Raw genomic sequence first — 17,312 nt, 5'->3', positions numbered from 1 at the left:
TCCTAAGGGGGCTACTCGGGGGTTTCGTCGAGCGCGTGGCCCACGAGGGACAAGAGGGTCTCGATGACCGAGATCCGGCGGCGCGCATCCATGATCATGACAGGTATGTGCGCGGGGATCGTGAGGGCCTCCCGCACGTCCTCCGGGGCGTAACGCTCGGTGCCGTCGAAGTGGTTGACGGCCACGACGTACGGCATCCCGCAGCTCTCGAAGTAGTCCAGCGCCGGCCAGCAGTCCTTCAGACGGCGGGTGTCGGCCAGCACGACGGCGCCGATCGCGCCGCGCACCAGGTCGTCCCACATGAACCAGAACCGCTGCTGACCGGGCGTGCCGAAGAGGTAGAGCACCAGGTCGTCGTCGAGCGTGATGCGCCCGAAGTCCATGGCCACGGTGGTGGTCAGTTTGCCCGGTGTGGCGGTGAGGTCGTCGGTCTCCTCGCTCGCCTCGGTCATCAGCGCCTCGGTCTGCAGGGGCGTGATCTCGGAGACGGCGCCGACGAGGGTGGTCTTGCCGACGCCGAAGCCGCCGGCCACCACTATCTTCGTGGCGATCGGTGCCCGGGTGGGGTCCGTCTGCCAGGGCAACAGGGGCTCGTCCGCTTCGACGAGCGGGGAGACGCCGTACGCGACGTCAGAGACGGCGGAGTCCACTCAGCACCCTTTCCAGCAACGCGCGGTCCGGGCGGCCCGTGCCGTGGCCGGTTCCCGTTCCGTAGACACGGATCTTTCCCTGGTCCGCCAGGTCGCTCAGCAGGACGCGGACCACGCCGAGCGGCATGCTGAGCAGCGCAGCGATCTCGGCCACCGTCCGCATGCGGCGGCACAGTTCGACGATGGCCCGCACCTCGGGCATGACCCGGGTGCCGAACCCCCCGGAGGTGAGCTCCCGGCGCTCCTCGGCGGCTTCGAGCGCGGCCGTGCCGGCGGTGGCGCCGACGAACGTCTCGACCAGCAGCACGTGGCCGAAGCGGGTACGGCCGCCGGTGAGCGAATAGGGGCGCACGCGGGCGGGTTTACGGTCCCCGCCGCGGACCGGGAGATGTTTCTTCGGGGCAGTGGTCATCGGGGACTCCCGGCGGACTCGTGCTCCGTACTCCCCGCGCTCTCCGCGTTCTCGAGGTTCTTGCGCAGTTCGCTGCGGAGTTCGGGGGTGAGGACGTGGCCGGCCCGGCCGACGAACAGGGCCATGTGGTACGCCACGACGCTCATGTCGCAGTCCGCGGAGCCGTGCACGCCGAGCAGCGAGCCGTCGCTGATCGACATGACGAAGAGGCTGCCCTCGTCCATGGCGACCATGGTGTGCTTCACGGGCCCGTAGTCCATCAGCTTCGAGGCGCCGATGGTGAGGCTGCCGATGCCGGAGACCACGGTGGCCAGGTCGGCGGAGGAACCGCGCGGCCCGGGCCGTGCGGTGCCCCGCTCACCGCGGACCGGGGCGGTTCCGCCGCCCGGGCCGCTGCGGGCGCGGGCGAGCGTCTCGTCGGAGGAGAGGAGCAGCAGGCCGTCGGAGGAGACGACCGCGACGGAGAGGATGCCGGGCACCTCCTCGACGAGATTCGTCAGCAGCCAGTGCAGGTTGCGGGCCTCACTGCTCAGTCCGAAGGTACTGGGCGCGGTCAACTGCTTGCCTCCTCGACAGTGCCCCCCGTGGCTTCTTCGGTTGTGGCGTCCGCCCCGGCCGGTGCCCGGTCGGGGCCGCCCCCGGTCGCCAGCTCGGCCTCGACGTCGCGCCTTCCGGCGTCCGCCCCGCGGCGGAACCCGCCGAGCCGCCGGCGCAGTGCCTCGGCGTCCACGGATCCCGAGCGCGGCCGCGGCGCCGCGACCGGTGCGCTGATCTTCGGCGTCCGCTTCGGCAGTCCCTTGTCGGTGACGGGTTCGTCGGCGGTGGGGCCGTCCGCGACCCGCGTGTGCTCGTGCCCGCCGGCGGCGTCGTCGGCGACGGGGCGGCCGGGCAGCCCGCTGCGGGGCTCCTCGGGGGCGGCCGGGGGTTCGGGGGCGATGTCCCCGGGCGCCTGTGCCGCTCCGCGAGCGGGTTCCGGACGTACGGCGTCGGCGTCGGGCCGGGTGCCGGCGGGGTCCTGCGTCCGCGGGCCGGAGTCGTGTCCGTCGCCCGGACGTACGGCCTCGCCGGGGAGCTGGGCGGTTCCGGCTCCGTGGCCGCCGGCCGCCGCGGGGCGGTCGGTGTTCTCGCCGCCGGACGCGGTACGGCCGTCCGGCTGGGCCGGGATGAACAGCTCCATGGTGGTCTCGGCGGGCCGCTCGACGGGGGCGGGGGCCTGGGCCTCACCCACGGCCGGTGCGTCGGGCGCGTCCGCGGCCGGTGCGTGGGGCGTGGGGCGGGCGGCGGCCTCGTTCGTCGGCGCCTCCTCCCCGGCTGCGGGGGCGCCGGGCTCGCGCACGGCGTCCGGCACGGTCTCGTCCGCACCCGGCGGCTCGGTGTCGGCCTGAACGGCTGCGTCGAGGTCCGGCGCAGGCGCGGCGGCCGGACGGGCGTCGCCCCGGGCCGGGTTCTCGAGGTCGTCGGTGAGGGGCGCCTCGTGCGCGGCTGCCCGGTCCTCGTCGTCCGGCGCGACGGTGTCCGTCCGCCCGTCGGCGGGGGCGGGGCCGGACGTCTCCGGGGCATCCGGGGCGGCCGGCGCGGCCGGGGCCGCTGCTTCCGTGGTGGCGTGGGCCTGGATGGAGCGTTCGGCCAGGTCGACCAGGGGGTCGCCGGCCGCCGAACGGCCCGGCAGGACGTTGGAGTTGGCCTCGGCGTCCGCGCCCGGCAGGGACACCGCGTGGGCGCCGCCGGGGACCGATGCGGGGACCGCGGTGGGCGTGGCGGGCGCCAGCAGGGGGTCGGGGAGGACGACGACCGCCGCGATCCCGCCCTGCTTCTGCTTGCGCAGCTGCACCCGGACACCGTGCCGGTGGGCGAGCCGGGCCACGACGTACAGGCCGAGGCCGAGACCGTCGTCGGACTCCGCGTCGTACGCCGCCTCCGGGTCGAACTCGGACAGCCGGGTGTTGAGCCGCTCCAGCCGGTCGGCGGCCATGCCGATGCCCTCGTCCTGGACGGAGAGCATGACCTCGCCGTTCTCCAGCAGCCAGCCGGAGACCTCGACGGGCATGTCGGGCGGGGAGAACGAGGTGGCGTTCTCCATGAGTTCGGCCAGCAGGTGGGACAGGTCGTCCGCCGCGAAGCCGGCGATGTTCGCGTGCGGCGGCAGCGCCGCGATCCGCACCCGCTCGTACCGCTCGATCTCGCTCACCGCGGCGCGGACGACGTCGACCAGCGGGACCGGGCCCGCCGTGTGCCGGCCGTGCTCGGTGCCGGCGAGGACCAGCAGGTTCTCGCTGTGCCGGCGCATGACCGTGGCGAAGTGGTCGAGCTTGAAGAGGGTGGCCAGGCGGTCCGGGTCGTCCTCCCGCTCCTCGAGCCCCTCGATCACGCCGAGCTGCCGCTCGACCAGGCCGAGCGTGCGCAGGGCGAGGTTGACGAACGTTCCGCCGATGCTGGTGCGCAGCCGCTCCATGTGGGCGGTGGCCTCGGCGAGTTCGGTGCGCAGTTCCTCGCGGGCGTCGGCCATCTTCTGCCGCTGCCCGACCAGGTGCTTGCGGTCGGCCTCCAGCGTGGCGATCCGCTGGGCGAGTCCGGCGGCGTGCGCGTGCAGGGCGTTGACGGAGCGGACGACCTGGGCGAACTCGTCGTTGCGGCCGGTGAAGGTGACCGGTTCCTCGGCGGTGGGGTCCTCCGCCTCCGCGAGGCGGGCCGAGCCCCGGCGCAGCACCGACAGCGGGCGGGTGAGGGTGCGGGCCATCGCCGTGGCGATGCCGACGGCGAGCAGCATGAGGGCGCCGAGGGCGGCGATCCTGATCTCCAGCTCGGTGACGTCGTCGTCGCGCAGCTGGGCGAGTTCCTTGGTGCGCTGGTCGAACAGCGCGGACTCGGCCCCGCGCATCGTCTCGATCCGCGCGGTGAGCGCCGCCGCCAGCTTCTTGGGGCTGGTGTTCAGCTCGGAGTCGGAGAGGGTCGGCTTGTCGGTGAGCTTCTCCAGGTACTTCTCCGCGGTGTCGACCTCGGGGCCGGTGACCGTCGAGTCGTAGGAGGCGCGGGCGGCCTTCGGCGCGGCGTCCCGGAAGTCGGCGAGGGCCGCGTCGGAGCGTACCCGCGCCTGGAGCGCGGCGGCGGACAGCGCGTGGCGCCGCTCCTCGTCGGCCTCCGAGGTGCTGGTGGAGGTGACCGGCAGCCCGGTGATCGGGTCGATCACGGTCTCCGTGGTGCTCGGCACGTTCAGCACGGCGAGCAGCAGCCCGCGGGTGGCGGCGGCCTGCTGGACGGCGGTGTCCAGCTCGGCGAGCGCGTGCGCGCCGGACCCGGCGCGGGGCGGGGTCTCGTCGGCCAGGCGTGCGGCGAGCCGGTGCAGCTGGGAGATGGCGGTGGAGTACGCCTGGTGGGCCTCCAGGGCGCTGCTCCTGCCGGTGAGCGCGGCCCGGCGCACGGTGGCGACGGCGTCGAGCTCCTCGCGCAGCGCCGTCGAGGTGTCGCTGTCGGCACGCAGTTCCTCGACCTGCCGGTCCACCCGGGCGCTGTGCTCCTCGGAGGGCGCCTTGGACTTGGGGCGGCCCGCCGCGATGTAGGGGACGACCTCGTCACGCTCGTCGGCGAGGGAGTGGGCGAGGGCGAGCGCGTCCTCGGTCCGCTCGGCGAGCGTGACCAGTTCCTGCGCGTCCTTCAGCTGTTGGGAGGCCGCCAGTACGGAGGGCGCGCCGGCCCCGGCGATCGCCGCGGCCACCACGGCCACGGCGACGACGAGGCGGTTACGTACGTGGGTGGGGCGGCCTTTGCCCACGGTGGGCGTCTGCTGCGCGTCCCCCGTGAGGGCCGCCTGCTTGTCCTTGCGACGAGGCCGCGTCTTCTGCACCGGTGCTCGCATTCCTGACTCGTGTACCCGTGGGTCCGCGTGACGCTCCGTCATCGGGCGCGGGCGCTCTTCCCGAGCCGCCGGCCGCGCTCGGACAGCGAGGCGCCCCCATCGCTCCCCGACCCTCCCAGTGCCCGTGGACAGTGGATGCGCATCACCTGACCCGCCACTCGAAGGAGTGAACATCGGAGGCGAGTTGAGGGGCAAGTTCCGTTGTGCTCCGCAGCGGACCCGCGCGGCAGGCCGGTTGGACGTCTGCGGCGGGCGGTGGCAATATTCGCCGCCACGTCTTCCCGGAGCCCTTCATTACCTCCCAAACCAGGCGTCTGACCTGCGCGCCTGTGGAGAACGTACGAACCCTGCCCGGCTTTTGCGGGCGTTGTGGGGAGCTCGTGCAGACTGGCCGGATGCGCACGGAACTTGTTTCGGAGCCCGGTGATCCGGGACGCCCCAACGAGGACTTCGCGAGCGTCGGACTTCCGGCCTCCGGGCAGGGCGGTTCGCTCGTGGTCCTGGACGGCGTCACGCCGCCGTCCGACGGGGGCGGCTGTCTGCATTCGGTGCCCTGGTTCACCGCCCGGCTGGGCGGCGCGCTGACCGAACTGACCGTTTCCCTCCCGGATGTTCCGCCGGCCGAGCTGCTGTCCCGGGCCATCGCGCGCACGGCCGGGAGCCACGCGGCGACCTGTGACCTTTCTCACCCCCGAACGCCGCAGGCGACGGTGGTGCTGGCGCGCTGGTCGTCCGACTCGGTGGACTGGCTCGTGCTGTCCGACTCGGTGCTGCTGGTGGAGTCGACGGACGGCACGGTCACGGCGGTCAGGGACGACCGGCTGGACCGGCTGCCCCTTTCGGCCCTGGCCAGCCACGCCGTCGTCGACACCACGCTGCGCAACAAGGAGGGCGGCTTCTTCACCGCCGCGGCGGACCCGGCGGTGTCCTCACGGGCGGTCACGGGCTCCCTCCCGCGCGGCGAGGTGCGCGCGCTGGCGGCGCTGACGGACGGCGCTGCGCGGTGGGTGGAGCGGTTCGGCGAGGGTGACTGGGCGGACTGCCTCGCCCTGATCCGCACTGAGGGCGCGCGGGCGCTGGTGGACCGGGTCCGGTCCCTGGAGCACGCGGACGCGGCCCGCGTCCCGCCCCGCCGCGGCAAGACCCACGACGACGCGACGATCGTCCACACCGACCTGCCACCCGCCTGAGGAGCTCCCCACCGACGGGCGGCGGCCGCCCGGACGACGAGCCGCCTGCGCGCGAACGGCCGGGCTTCACCCGCGCGGGGGACACCTGCGCGCCCCGGTCACGGGCCGGCCGCCGGTCACCGCGCCCCCGGCCGGGCGGCGGGGCCGTCTCCTACCGTTCCATCCCCCGGTTCAGCCGGTTGAGCAGGCGGGCGAGTTCCGTGACCTCCGTCGGGTCCCAGTCGGCGAACCGGCCGGCGTAGCGGGCGCGGCGGGCCTCACGCACCCTGCTCACCCGCCGCCGCCCCTCGTCCGTGAGGGTGACGAGCCAGGCGCGCCCGTCGGCGGGGTCCGGCTCGCGCCCCACGAGTCCGAGCTCTTCCAGGGCACGCAGCTGGCGGGACATCGTCGCCTTGCCCACGCCGATGTACGCGGCGAGTTCGGTGGCCCGCTGCCGGCCGCACTCATCCAGACGGACCAGCAGCCCGTACGCGGACGGCTCCAGGTCGGGGTGCACCTCGCGCGCCATCTCCCCCTGGCTGGCCCGCGCCCGGCGCAGCAGAACCGTCAACTCCCGCTCCAGGGCCAGGAACGCGGGCTCCTCCACACCGGACGCGGGCTCCGGCGAGGCGGCGCGTTCCCCGCCGCCGTTTACGTCTTCGTGCACGTGTGCCCCTGCCTCGGTTTCCGGTTCTGAACGTCTGGCGCCAAGTGGCGACGTCGCCGCAGCTCCATAAGTATTTCGCAGGCGTAGACCAACGGCAGCGCGGCGGTCCGCCCGCCCGCCGTGGTCGACGTCGGCAGTTTCTCTACCAGGCCATTACGTGGCATGCCCACTACATGCGATGTGGGTCACATTCCGGGTTCGCCCCACGACCGTTCGGAGATGCGTCATGCCTGTGTCCAGATCCCGGCTCGTCCGTATACGCGCGCTCGGGGCCGCCGGCGCCGTCCTGCTCGCGGCCCTCGCCCTCCCCTCGACCGCGGCCACCGCCGACGAGTCCGCCCCCACCGTCCCGCCGCGCGGCTCCGCCCACATGGGCATGGGCGTCCTCGCCCACGACGGCGAGGCCGGCCTGCCCACCGCGCGCTCCACCCAGACGGAAGGGGTGGACGTCTCCAGCCACCAGGGCAACGTCGCCTGGCCGACCCTGTGGAACAGCGGGGTCCGCTGGGCCTACGCCAAGGCCACAGAGGGCACGTACTACACCAACCCGTACCACTCCCAGCAGTACAACGGCTCCTACGACGTCGGCATGGTGCGCGGCGCCTACCACTTCGCGACGCCGGACACCGCGAGCGGCGCCGCCCAGGCGGACTACTTCGTGGACCGCGGCGGCGCCTGGTCCGCCGACGGCCGCACCCTGCCGGGCGTCCTGGACATCGAGTGGAACCCGTACGGCGACGCCTGCTACGGCAAGTCGGCGAGCTCGATGGTGAGCTGGATCCGCGACTTCCTCGACCGGTACCGCGCCCGTACCGGCCGCAGCGCCGTCATCTACACCGCCACCAGCTGGTGGCAGCAGTGCACCGGCGACTACGCGGGCTTCGCCTCCACCAGCCCGCTGTGGATCGCCCGGTACGCCTCCACCGTGGGCGACCTGCCCGCCGGCTGGGACACGTACACGATGTGGCAGTACACCTCGACCGGCCCGACGGTCGGCGACCACGACCGCTTCAACGGCACCCTCGACCGGGTGCAGGACTTCGCCGCCGGCGGCTGACCCGAACGGCTCCAGGCACCGGCCCGCACCCCGGGCACGGGAAAGGCCCGGGTCCTCGATACGAACGTGGCCCGGGCCAGAGGAAAGGCCCGGGCCTCCCTCACGGGACCCGGGCCCTCCCTCATCCGGCGGCCTCCGTCACGCGGCCACCGGAACCTCCGGCGCCGCCCCGTTCGTGGCGGGCGACAGCGCCAGCTCCAGCACCTGGCGGACGTCGGTGACGGCGTGCACGTCCAGCTTCTCCAGCACCTCCGCGGGGACGTCGTCCAGGTCGGGCTCGTTGCGCTTGGGGATGATCACCGTGGTGATCCCCGCCCGGTGCGCGGCGAGCAGCTTCTGCTTCACCCCGCCGATCGGCAGCACCCGCCCGGTCAGCGAGACCTCACCGGTCATCGCCACGTCCGTGCGGACCAGCCGGCCGGAGAGCAGCGAGGCCAGCGCGGTGGTCATCGTGATGCCCGCGCTCGGGCCGTCCTTGGGCACGGCGCCCGCCGGGAAGTGGATGTGCACGCCCCGGTCCTTCAGGTCGGCCACCGGCAGCTCCAGCTCGGCGCCGTGACTGCGCAGGAAGCTCAGCGCGATCTGCGCGGACTCCTTCATCACGTCGCCCAGCTGGCCGGTCAGGGTCAGCCCCGCCGCGCCCGTCTCCGGGTCGGCCAGGGAGGCCTCCACGTAGAGGACGTCCCCGCCGGCGCCGGTCACGGCGAGCCCGGTGGCGACACCGGGGACGGCGGTACGGCGCTCGGCCGGCTCCTGGGCGGACTCCGGCACGTGGTGCGGCCGCCCGATCAGGTCGCGCAGGTCGCCCTCGGTGACGGTGAACGGCAGCTTCTGCTCGCCCAGTTCGTGCCGGGCGGCGACCTTGCGCAGCAGCCGCGCGACCGACCGCTCCAGGGTGCGCACGCCGGCCTCACGCGTGTACTCGCCGGCCAGCTTGCGCAGCGCCCCTTCCTCGATCGTCACCTCGTCCGCCTCGAGACCGGCGCGCTCCAGCTGGCGCGGGAGCAGGTGGTCACGGGCGATGACGATCTTCTCGTCCTCGGTGTAGCCGTCGAGGCGGACCAGCTCCATGCGGTCGAGCAGGGCCTCCGGGATGGCTTCGAGGACGTTGGCGGTGGCGAGGAACACCACGTCGGACAGGTCGAGCTCGACCTCCAGGTAGTGGTCCCGGAAGGTGTGGTTCTGCGCCGGGTCGAGGACCTCCAGGAGGGCGGCGGCCGGGTCGCCCCGGAAGTCCGACCCCACCTTGTCGATCTCGTCGAGCAGGACGACCGGGTTCATCGAACCGGCCTCCTTGATCGCCCGCACGATCCGGCCGGGCAGCGCGCCGACGTAGGTGCGGCGGTGGCCGCGGATCTCCGCCTCGTCACGGACGCCGCCGAGGGCGACGCGGACGAACTTGCGGCCCATGGCGTGCGCGACGGACTCACCCAGCGAGGTCTTGCCGACGCCGGGCGGGCCCACCAGTGCCAGCACGGCACCGCCGCGCCGTCCGCCGACGACGCCGAGACCCCGGTCGCTGCGGCGCTTGCGCACCGCCAGGTACTCGGTGATGCGCTCCTTCACGTCCTGCAGACCCGCGTGCTCGGCGTCCAGGACGGCCTGGGCGCCCTGGATGTCGTAGGCGTCCTCGGTGCGCTCGTTCCACGGCATCTCCAGGACCGTGTCGAGCCAGGTGCGGATCCAGGAGCCCTCCGGCGACTGGTCGGAGGAGCGCTCCAGCTTGTCGACCTCCTTGAGCGCGGCCTCGCGCACCTTCTCCGGCAGGTCGGCGGCCTCGACGCGAGCGCGGTAGTCGTCGGACTCCTCGCCCTCCTGGTCGCCGTTCAGCTCGCGCAGTTCCTTGCGGACCGCCTCCAGCTGACGGCGGAGGAGGAACTCGCGCTGCTGCTTGTCGACGCCCTCCTGGACGTCCTTGGCGATGGTCTCGGCGACGTCCTGTTCGGCGAGGTGGTCGCGCAGCTGCTGGGTGGCGAGCTTCAGCCGGGCCACCGGGTCGGTGGTCTCCAGCAGAGCGACCTTCTGGTCGGTGGTGAGGAACGGCGAGTAGCCGGAGTTGTCGGCGAGCGCGGAGACGTCGTCGATGGCCTGGACCCGGTCCACGACCTGCCAGGCGCCGCGCTTGCGCAGCCAGGCGGTGGCGAGCGCCTTGTACTCCTTGACCAGTTCGGACACGTGTCCCGGCAGTGGCTCGGGCACGCTCTCGTCGATGCGGGTGCCCTCCACCCACAGCGCCGCGCCCGGCCCGGTGGTCCCGGCACCGATGCGCACCCGGCCCCGGCCGCGGATCAGGGCGCCCGGGTCGCCGTCGGCCAGCCGGCCGACCTGCTCGACGGTGCCCAGTACGCCGGTCCCGGCGTAGGTTCCGTCGACGCGCGGCACCAGGAGCACCCGGGGCTTGCCCGGTTCGTCGCGGGCGGCGGCCTGGGCGGCCTCCACCGCGGCTCGCACCTCGGAATCGCTCAGGTCCAGCGGAACCACCATCCCGGGCAGCACGACCTCGTCGTCGAGCGGCAGCACGGGCAGGGCGAGCGGTGTGGACTCAGCAGCCATGATCTCCCCTTCGGCAGTCAAGTTGAGCTATGCCGACTCAATGCAGGACAGCCGCCGAATGTTCCCGGACGCGCGTTCGCTGTCAGCGATCACCGGCCGAGGGCCCCCCACCGCCGGTCCCCGGGACGGGGGGACTGCCAGGATGAACGCATGTCCACCCCGTACGACATTCCCGAAGCTCCTGAAGTCCTGGACCGCCGCGAGGGCCCGTACGGCGAGGTCGTGCTGCGCCGGCACGGCGACCTGCTCCAGATCATCGCCAACGGCTGCTTCCTGATGGACACCTCCGACGGGCGCTCCGAGCGGCTGCTCGTGGACGCCGCCCTGGCCGCCCTCGACCCGGAGGCGACCGGTCCGCGGGTGCTGATCGGCGGGCTGGGCGTCGGCTTCTCCCTCGCCCACGCCGCCGGGCAGTCCCGCTGGGGGCGGATCACCGTGGTCGAGCGGGAGCCCGCGGTCGTCGAGTGGCACCGCGCGGGCCCGCTGTCGGCGCTCTCCGAGGAGGCCCTCGCCGACCCGCGCACGGAGATCGTCGAGCAGGATCTGATCGCTTACGTCAATGAGACATCCGACACGTTCGACGCGCTGTGCCTCGACATCGACAACGGGCCCGGATGGACCGTCACCGAGGACAACGAGGGCCTTTATTCGCCGAGCGGACTCGCGGCTTGTGCAAGGGTGTTGAAGCCGCGCGGGGTCCTCGCGGTATGGTCCGCCGAACCTTCCCCGGAATTCGAGGGAACCTTGCGGAATGCCGGGTTCCGGCAGGTGCGTACCGAAGAGATCCCCGTTGCCCGGGGCGTTCCGGACGTCGTGCACATCGGCGTCAGCCCTGGATAGCAAACGAGTGGTGCATCCCCGTACGCTGCTGCCTTGGCGCGGATCATTCAAGCGTCAATCGCAGTGATGCGCAGACGACGGATCACCCCACGGATTCCGGATAAAGCACACCTCAGGGGCGGGCGATGGAGCAGACACACACCTCCCACAACGGCACGGCGACGACCACCCCCGGCGCTCAGCGCAGGGTCCTGGTGGTCGAGGACGACGCGACGATCGTGGACGCCATCGCGACCCGCCTTCGTGCCGAGGGATTTCTGGTGCAAACGGCGGGCGACGGCCCGTCGGCGGTGGACACGGCGGAGGCCTGGCAGCCCGACCTGCTGATCCTCGACATCATGCTGCCCGGCTTCGACGGCCTGGAGGTCTGCCGGCGCGTGCAGGCCCAGCGGCCGGTGCCGGTGCTGATGCTCACCGCGCGCGACGACGAGACCGACATGCTGGTCGGCCTCGGTGTCGGCGCCGACGACTACATGACCAAGCCGTTCTCCATGCGGGAGCTGGCGGCCCGTGTGCACGTGCTGCTGCGCCGCATGGAGCGCGCGGCCCTCGCGGCCACCACTCCGCGCAGCGGCATCCTGCGCCTCGGCGAACTGGAGATCGACCACGCCCAGCGCCGGGTGCGCGTGCGCAGCGAGGACGTCCATCTGACGCCCACCGAGTTCGACCTCCTGGTGTGCCTGGCCAACACCCCGCGCGCGGTGCTCTCCCGTGAGCAACTGCTCGCCGAGGTGTGGGACTGGGCAGACGCCTCCGGCACCCGCACCGTGGACAGCCACATCAAGGCGCTGCGCCGGAAGATCGGCGCCGAGCGCATCCGCACGGTGCACGGCGTGGGCTACGCCCTGGAGACGCCGACGCCATGAGCGCAGGTCCGGGGGGCCACGGACAGGGACGGCAGGGGCGACAGGGACGGCAGGGCGGACCCGCGGGACAGCCCTGGGGCGGGGTGCGCCCGTTCTCGATCAAGACCAAGCTGGGCGCCCTGGTCGTCGTCTCGGTCCTGATCACCACCGGACTGTCGGTGATCGCCGTGCACACCAAGACGGAGCTGCGCTTCATCACGGTGTTCTCGATGATCGCCACGCTGTTGATCACCCAGTTCGTGGCGCACTCCCTCACCGCTCCGCTGGACGACATGAACGCGGTCGCCCGGTCCATCTCGCACGGCGACTACACCCGCCGGGTGCGCGAGAGCCGCCGCGACGAGCTGGGTGACCTGGCGCAGACCATCAACGTCATGGCCGACGAGCTGGAGGCCCAGGACAGCCAGCGCAAGGAACTCGTGGCCAATGTCTCGCACGAGCTGCGCACGCCCATCGCGGGCCTGCGGGCGGTGCTGGAGAACATCGTCGACGGCGTCACCCGGCCCGACCCCGAGACGATGCGCACGGCCCTGAAGCAGACCGAGCGGCTCGGCCGCCTGGTGGAGACGCTGCTGGACCTCTCGCGCCTGGACAACGGCGTGGTCCCGCTGAGGAAGCGCCGCTTCGAGGTGTGGCCGTACCTGTCGGGCGTGCTCAAGGAGGCCAACATGGTCGCCTCGGCCCGCGCCGGCATGGCCTCCGGATCCGGCAGCCACACCCGTACCGACGTCCATCTGCACCTCGACGTCACCCCGCCCGAGCTCACCGCGCACGCCGACCCGGAGCGGATCCACCAGGTGGTGGCCAACCTGATCGACAACGCGGTCAAGCACAGCCCGCCGCACGGCCGGGTGACGGTCCGGGCGCGCCGGGGCGCCGAGCCGGAGTCGCTGGAGCTGGAGGTGCTGGACGAGGGTCCGGGCATCCCGCGGACCGAGTGGCACCGGGTCTTCGAGCGGTTCAACCGCGGCAGCGTCAACCGTCCGCACGGTCCCGGCAGCGACGGCGGCACCGGGCTGGGTCTGGCGATCGCCCGCTGGGCCGTGGATCTGCACGGCGGCCGGATCGGAGTGGCGGAATCCGAGCGGGGTTGCCGGATCCGGATCACTCTTCCGGGCCCCACCTCCACCCCAAGTTGACGTAAAGTTCGAAGCTGAGCTTCAAGATCCACGGTGTTCGCCCTGACGGACACGTGTGATCAGGCACAGGCCCGCGCGCGGGGCGCGTCGGGCCCCGGTCGAGCGATGCCTGATACCGTCAAGAGAAGCGGAACCTCGCTTGTTTCCCGCCAATTCCAGCGCCGAAACACCCGTTGAGATGTGATGTGCACGACGTTGCTCGGGCCCGGCCTGACCTTCTCGCGCGCGGAGGCGTAGCCTTTATTTCCGCTGTCCATCATCTTGCGAAGCGGAAGAGGGCGGTTGACGCCGTGTCGCCACAGTCCCCCAGTAACTCGAGCATCTCGACCGACACCGACCAAGCGGGAAAGAACCCCGCTGCGGCCTTCGGTGCCAACGAATGGCTCGTCGACGAGATCTACCAGCAGTACCTCCAGGACCCGAACTCGGTGGACCGAGCCTGGTGGGACTTCTTCGCCGACTACAAGCCGGGCGCGCCTGCGACCTCGGCTCCGGCGGGTGACGCGGCCGCGGGGGCCGCTGTGACCCCCACCGCTCCGGCCCAGCCGGCCGCTCCCGCGAAGGCGGACGTGCCCGCCCCGGCCGCGCAGCCCGCTGCCGCCGCTCCGGCGGCCGCCAAGGCTCCGGCCCAGGCTCCCGCCCCGGCGAAGGCGGCCGCTCCGGCCGCCCCCGCCGCGAAGCCGGCCCCGGCCAAGAAGGCCGAGCCCGCGGGTGAGGCCAAGAGCGGGCCCGAGCGGGTGACCCTGCGCGGTCCGTCCGCCGCCGTGGCGAAGAACATGGACGCCTCGCTGGAGCTGCCCACGGCCACGTCCGTGCGCGCCGTCCCGGTGAAGCTGCTGTTCGACAACCGCATCGTCATCAACAACCACCTGAAGCGGGCGCGTGGCGGGAAGATCTCCTTCACGCACCTCATCGGCTACGCCATGGTCCAGGCCATCAAGGCCATGCCGTCGATGAACCACTCGTACGCCAAGGTGGACGGCAAGCCGACCCTGGTGAAGCCGGAGCACATCAACCTCGGCCTCGCCATCGACCTGGTCAAGCCCAACGGCGACCGCCAGCTCGTCGTCGCGGCGATCAAGAAGGCCGAGACGCTGAACTTCTTCGAGTTCTGGCAGGCCTACGAGGACATCGTCCGTCGCGCCCGCGACAACAAGCTGACGATGGACGACTTCACCGGTGTCACGGTCTCCCTGACCAACCCCGGCGGCCTCGGCACCGTCCACTCCGTGCCGCGCCTGATGCCCGGCCAGTCGGTCATCATGGGCGTCGGCGCCATGGACTACCCGGCGGAGTTCCAGGGCACCTCCCAGGACACCCTGAACAAGCTCGGCATCTCGAAGGTCATGACGCTCACGTCGACCTACGACCACCGGGTGATCCAGGGCGCCGCCTCCGGCGAGTTCCTCCGCCAGGTCGCGAACCTCCTGCTCGGCGAGAACGGCTTCTACGACGAGATCTTCGAGGCGCTGCGCATCCCCTACGAGCCGGTCCGCTGGCTCAAGGACATCGACGCCAGCCACGACGACGACGTCACCAAGGCCGCCCGGGTCTTCGACCTGATCCACTCCTACCGGGTCCGCGGCCATGTCATGGCCGACACCGACCCGCTGGAGTACAAGCAGCGCAAGCACCCCGACCTGGACATCGTCGAGCACGGCCTCACCCTGTGGGACCTGGAGCGCGAGTTCGCCGTCGGCGGCTTCGCCGGCAAGTCGATGATGAAGCTGCGCGACATCCTCGGCGTGCTGCGCGACTCGTACTGCCGCACCACCGGCATCGAGTTCATGCACATCCAGGACCCCAAGCAGCGCAAGTGGATCCAGGACCGGGTGGAGCGCGGCCACTCCAAGCCGGAGCGCGAGGAGCAGCTGCGCATCCTGCGCCGCCTGAACGCCGCCGAGGCGTTCGAGACCTTCCTGCAGACGAAGTACGTCGGCCAGAAGCGCTTCTCCCTGGAGGGCGGCGAGTCCGTCATCCCGCTGCTCGACGCGGTGCTGGACTCGGCGGCCGAGTCCCGCCTCGACGAGGTCGTCATCGGTATGGCCCACCGCGGCCGGCTGAACGTGCTCGCGAACATCGTCGGCAAGTCGTACGCGCAGATCTTCCGCGAGTTCGAGGGCAACCTCGACCCGAAGTCGATGCACGGCTCCGGCGACGTGAAGTACCACCTGGGCGCCGAGGGCACCTTCACCGGCCTGGACGGCGAGCAGATCAAGGTCTCCCTGGTCGCCAACCCCTCGCACCTGGAGGCGGTCGACCCGGTCCTGGAGGGCGTCTCCCGCGCCAAGCAGGACATCATCAACAAGGGCGGCACGGACTTCACCGTCCTGCCGGTGGCGATCCACGGCGACGCGGCCTTCGCGGGCCAGGGCGTGGTGGCCGAGACCCTGAACATGTCGCAGCTGCGCGGCTACCGCACCGGCGGCACGGTCCACGTCGTCATCAACAACCAGGTCGGCTTCACCGCGGCCCCCGAGTCCTCGCGTTCCTCCATGTACGCGACGGACGTGGCCCGCATGATCGAGGCCCCGATCTTCCACGTGAACGGCGACGACCCGGAGGCGGTGGTGCGCGTCGCGCGCCTGGCCTTCGAGTTCCGCCAGGCGTTCAACAAGGACGTGGTGATCGACCTCATCTGCTACCGCCGGCGCGGTCACAACGAGTCGGACAACCCGGCCTTCACCCAGCCGCTGATGTACGACCTGATCGACAAGAAGCGCTCGGTGCGCAAGCTCTACACCGAGTCCCTCATCGGTCGCGGCGACATCACCCTGGAGGAGGCCGAGCAGGCGCTGCAGGACTACCAGGGCCAGCTGGAGAAGGTCTTCACCGAGGTCCGCGAGGCCACCTCACAGCCGTCCACGGTGGCGCCCTCGGACCCGCAGGCCGAGTTCCCGGTCGCCGTGAACACCGCGGTGACCACGGAGGTCGTCAAGCGGATCGCCGAGTCCCAGGTGAACGTCCCCGACCACATCACCGTCCACCCGCGTCTGCTGCCGCAGCTGCAGCGCCGGGCGGCGATGGTCGAGGACGGCACCATCGACTGGGGCATGGGCGAGACCCTCGCCTTCGGCTCGCTGCTGCTGGAGGGCGTCCCGGTCCGGCTCGCCGGACAGGACTCCCAGCGCGGCACCTTCGGCCAGCGCCACGCGGTCATCATCGACCGCAGCACCGGCGAGGAGTACACGCCGCTGCAGTACCTCTCCGAGGACCAGGCGCGGCTGAACGTCTACAACTCCCTGTTGTCCGAGTACGCGGCCATGGGCTTCGAGTACGGCTACTCGCTCGCCCGCCCGGACGCGCTCGTGCTGTGGGAGGCGCAGTTCGGCGACTTCGTCAACGGCGCGCAGACGGTCGTGGACGAGTTCATCTCGTCGGCCGAGCAGAAGTGGGCCCAGACCTCCGGTGTGGTCCTGCTCCTCCCGCACGGCTACGAGGGCCAGGGCCCGGACCACTCCTCGGCCCGCCCGGAGCGCTTCCTGCAGCTCTGCGCCCAGAACAACATGACGGTCGCCATGCCGACCTCGCCGTCGAACTACTTCCACCTCCTGCGGTGGCAGGTGCACAACCCGCACCACAAGCCGCTGGTCGTCTTCACGCCGAAGTCGATGCTGCGTCTGAAGGCCGCCGCGTCGAAGGCGGAGGAGTTCACCACGGGCCAGTTCCGCCCGGTCATCGGCGACACGGTCGACCCGGCCGCGGTGAAGAAGGTCGTCTTCTGCGCCGGCAAGGTCTACTACGACCTGGAGGCCGAGCGGAAGAAGCGCGGCGCGACGGACACGGCGATCATCCGCATCGAGCGCCTGTACCCGCTGCCGGGTACCGAGCTCCAGGCGGAGATCAAGAAGTACCCGAACGCCGAGAAGTACCTGTGGGCCCAGGAGGAGCCGGCAAACCAGGGTGCCTGGCCGTTCATCGCGCTCAACCTGATCGACCACCTCGACCTGGCGGTCGGTGCCGACCTCCCGCACGACGAGCGCCTGCGCCGCATCTCGCGGCCGCACGGTTCGTCGCCCGCGGTCGGCTCCGCCAAGCGCCACCAGGCCGAGCAGGAGCAGCTGGTGCGTGAGGTCTTCGAGGCCTGACCGGCGGCGTCACGCGGT

12 protein-coding genes are annotated in these 17,312 nt (G+C 72.0%); 6 read left to right on the top strand and 6 right to left on the bottom strand.

What is annotated here, in order from left to right; translation table 11 throughout:
- Positions 1-11: 11 nt before the first annotated feature.
- Genes F3L20_RS05910 through F3L20_RS05895 form a run of 4 tightly spaced genes read right to left on the bottom strand, consistent with a single transcriptional unit; the run spans position 12 to position 4,915 of the window.
- Positions 12-650 carry a GTP-binding protein gene (locus tag F3L20_RS05910; RefSeq protein WP_167534475.1) on the bottom strand — a complete coding sequence of 213 codons (639 nt, stop codon included), beginning with the start codon at positions 648-650 and terminating at the stop codon, positions 12-14.
- On the bottom strand, positions 631-1,062 hold the full coding sequence (locus F3L20_RS05905; protein WP_150152795.1) for a DUF742 domain-containing protein: 432 nt from the start codon (positions 1,060-1,062) through the stop codon (positions 631-633). The genes F3L20_RS05910 and F3L20_RS05905 overlap by 20 nt, the downstream gene beginning before the upstream one ends.
- Complete coding sequence (locus F3L20_RS05900) at positions 1,059-1,619, bottom strand: roadblock/LC7 domain-containing protein (protein WP_150152793.1); 561 nt, start codon at positions 1,617-1,619, stop codon at positions 1,059-1,061. The genes F3L20_RS05905 and F3L20_RS05900 overlap by 4 nt, the downstream gene beginning before the upstream one ends.
- On the bottom strand, positions 1,616-4,915 hold the full coding sequence (locus F3L20_RS05895) for a nitrate- and nitrite sensing domain-containing protein (RefSeq protein WP_431193186.1): 3,300 nt from the start codon (positions 4,913-4,915) through the stop codon (positions 1,616-1,618). Before F3L20_RS05895 ends, F3L20_RS05900 begins: the two co-directional genes overlap by 4 nt.
- Before the next feature lie 395 nt (positions 4,916-5,310).
- Between F3L20_RS05895 and F3L20_RS05890 the strand changes: the two genes are divergently transcribed.
- The gene (locus F3L20_RS05890; RefSeq protein ID WP_150152789.1) at positions 5,311-6,105 is read left to right on the top strand and encodes a protein phosphatase 2C domain-containing protein; all 795 of its coding nucleotides are present in this window, start codon (positions 5,311-5,313) and stop codon (positions 6,103-6,105) included.
- Between the two features lie 151 nt (positions 6,106-6,256).
- Here F3L20_RS05890 and F3L20_RS05885 read toward each other — a convergent pair whose 3' ends face one another.
- Positions 6,257-6,751 carry a MarR family winged helix-turn-helix transcriptional regulator gene (locus F3L20_RS05885; protein ID WP_150152787.1) on the bottom strand — a complete coding sequence of 165 codons (495 nt, stop codon included), beginning with the start codon at positions 6,749-6,751 and terminating at the stop codon, positions 6,257-6,259.
- A 226-nt stretch (positions 6,752-6,977) separates the two neighbouring features.
- Between F3L20_RS05885 and F3L20_RS05880 the strand changes: the two genes are divergently transcribed.
- The gene (locus F3L20_RS05880; RefSeq protein WP_150152785.1) at positions 6,978-7,808 is read left to right on the top strand and encodes a lysozyme; all 831 of its coding nucleotides are present in this window, start codon (positions 6,978-6,980) and stop codon (positions 7,806-7,808) included.
- Positions 7,809-7,946: 138 nt separating this feature from the next.
- On the opposite strand, the gene lon is transcribed toward F3L20_RS05880, so the two are convergent.
- Positions 7,947-10,361, bottom strand: coding sequence for an endopeptidase La (gene lon / locus F3L20_RS05875; RefSeq protein ID WP_150152783.1), 2,415 nt, complete (start codon positions 10,359-10,361; stop codon positions 7,947-7,949).
- Positions 10,362-10,511: 150 nt separating this feature from the next.
- On the opposite strand from lon, the gene F3L20_RS05870 reads away from it, so the two are divergent.
- The 4 genes from F3L20_RS05870 (at position 10,512) to F3L20_RS05850 (ending at position 17,294) form a co-directional block, all read left to right on the top strand.
- Positions 10,512-11,201 carry a spermidine synthase gene (locus F3L20_RS05870; protein ID WP_150152781.1) on the top strand — a complete coding sequence of 230 codons (690 nt, stop codon included), beginning with the start codon at positions 10,512-10,514 and terminating at the stop codon, positions 11,199-11,201.
- 125 nt (positions 11,202-11,326) lie between these two features.
- Positions 11,327-12,067 carry a response regulator transcription factor gene (locus tag F3L20_RS05865; RefSeq protein WP_019522934.1) on the top strand — a complete coding sequence of 247 codons (741 nt, stop codon included), beginning with the start codon at positions 11,327-11,329 and terminating at the stop codon, positions 12,065-12,067.
- A complete protein-coding gene (locus F3L20_RS05860; RefSeq protein WP_382684908.1) occupies positions 12,064-13,206 on the top strand; it encodes a sensor histidine kinase in 1,143 nt (380 codons plus the stop codon). Before F3L20_RS05865 ends, F3L20_RS05860 begins: the two co-directional genes overlap by 4 nt.
- 290 nt (positions 13,207-13,496) lie before the next feature.
- Complete coding sequence (locus F3L20_RS05850) at positions 13,497-17,294, top strand: multifunctional oxoglutarate decarboxylase/oxoglutarate dehydrogenase thiamine pyrophosphate-binding subunit/dihydrolipoyllysine-residue succinyltransferase subunit (protein ID WP_150152777.1); 3,798 nt, start codon at positions 13,497-13,499, stop codon at positions 17,292-17,294.
- Positions 17,295-17,312 lie beyond the last annotated feature (18 nt).

Source organism: Streptomyces tendae, assembly GCF_008632955.1.
GTDB lineage: Bacteria > Actinomycetota > Actinomycetes > Streptomycetales > Streptomycetaceae > Streptomyces.
This window is presented reverse-complemented; position numbering and strand designations above follow the sequence as displayed.

Coding starts and splice junctions, on each gene's coding strand:
- F3L20_RS05865 (WP_019522934.1), top strand. CDS start 11,327: ATGGAGCAGACACACACCTCCCACAACGGCACGGCGACGACCACCCCC.
- F3L20_RS05870 (WP_150152781.1), top strand. CDS start 10,512: ATGTCCACCCCGTACGACATTCCCGAAGCTCCTGAAGTCCTGGACCGC.
- F3L20_RS05905 (WP_150152795.1), bottom strand. CDS start 1,062: ATGACCACTGCCCCGAAGAAACATCTCCCGGTCCGCGGCGGGGACCGT.
- F3L20_RS05890 (WP_150152789.1), top strand. CDS start 5,311: ATGCGCACGGAACTTGTTTCGGAGCCCGGTGATCCGGGACGCCCCAAC.
- lon (WP_150152783.1), bottom strand. CDS start 10,361: ATGGCTGCTGAGTCCACACCGCTCGCCCTGCCCGTGCTGCCGCTCGAC.
- F3L20_RS05895 (WP_431193186.1), bottom strand. CDS start 4,915: ATGCGAGCACCGGTGCAGAAGACGCGGCCTCGTCGCAAGGACAAGCAG.
- F3L20_RS05860 (WP_382684908.1), top strand. CDS start 12,064: ATGAGCGCAGGTCCGGGGGGCCACGGACAGGGACGGCAGGGGCGACAG.
- F3L20_RS05880 (WP_150152785.1), top strand. CDS start 6,978: ATGCCTGTGTCCAGATCCCGGCTCGTCCGTATACGCGCGCTCGGGGCC.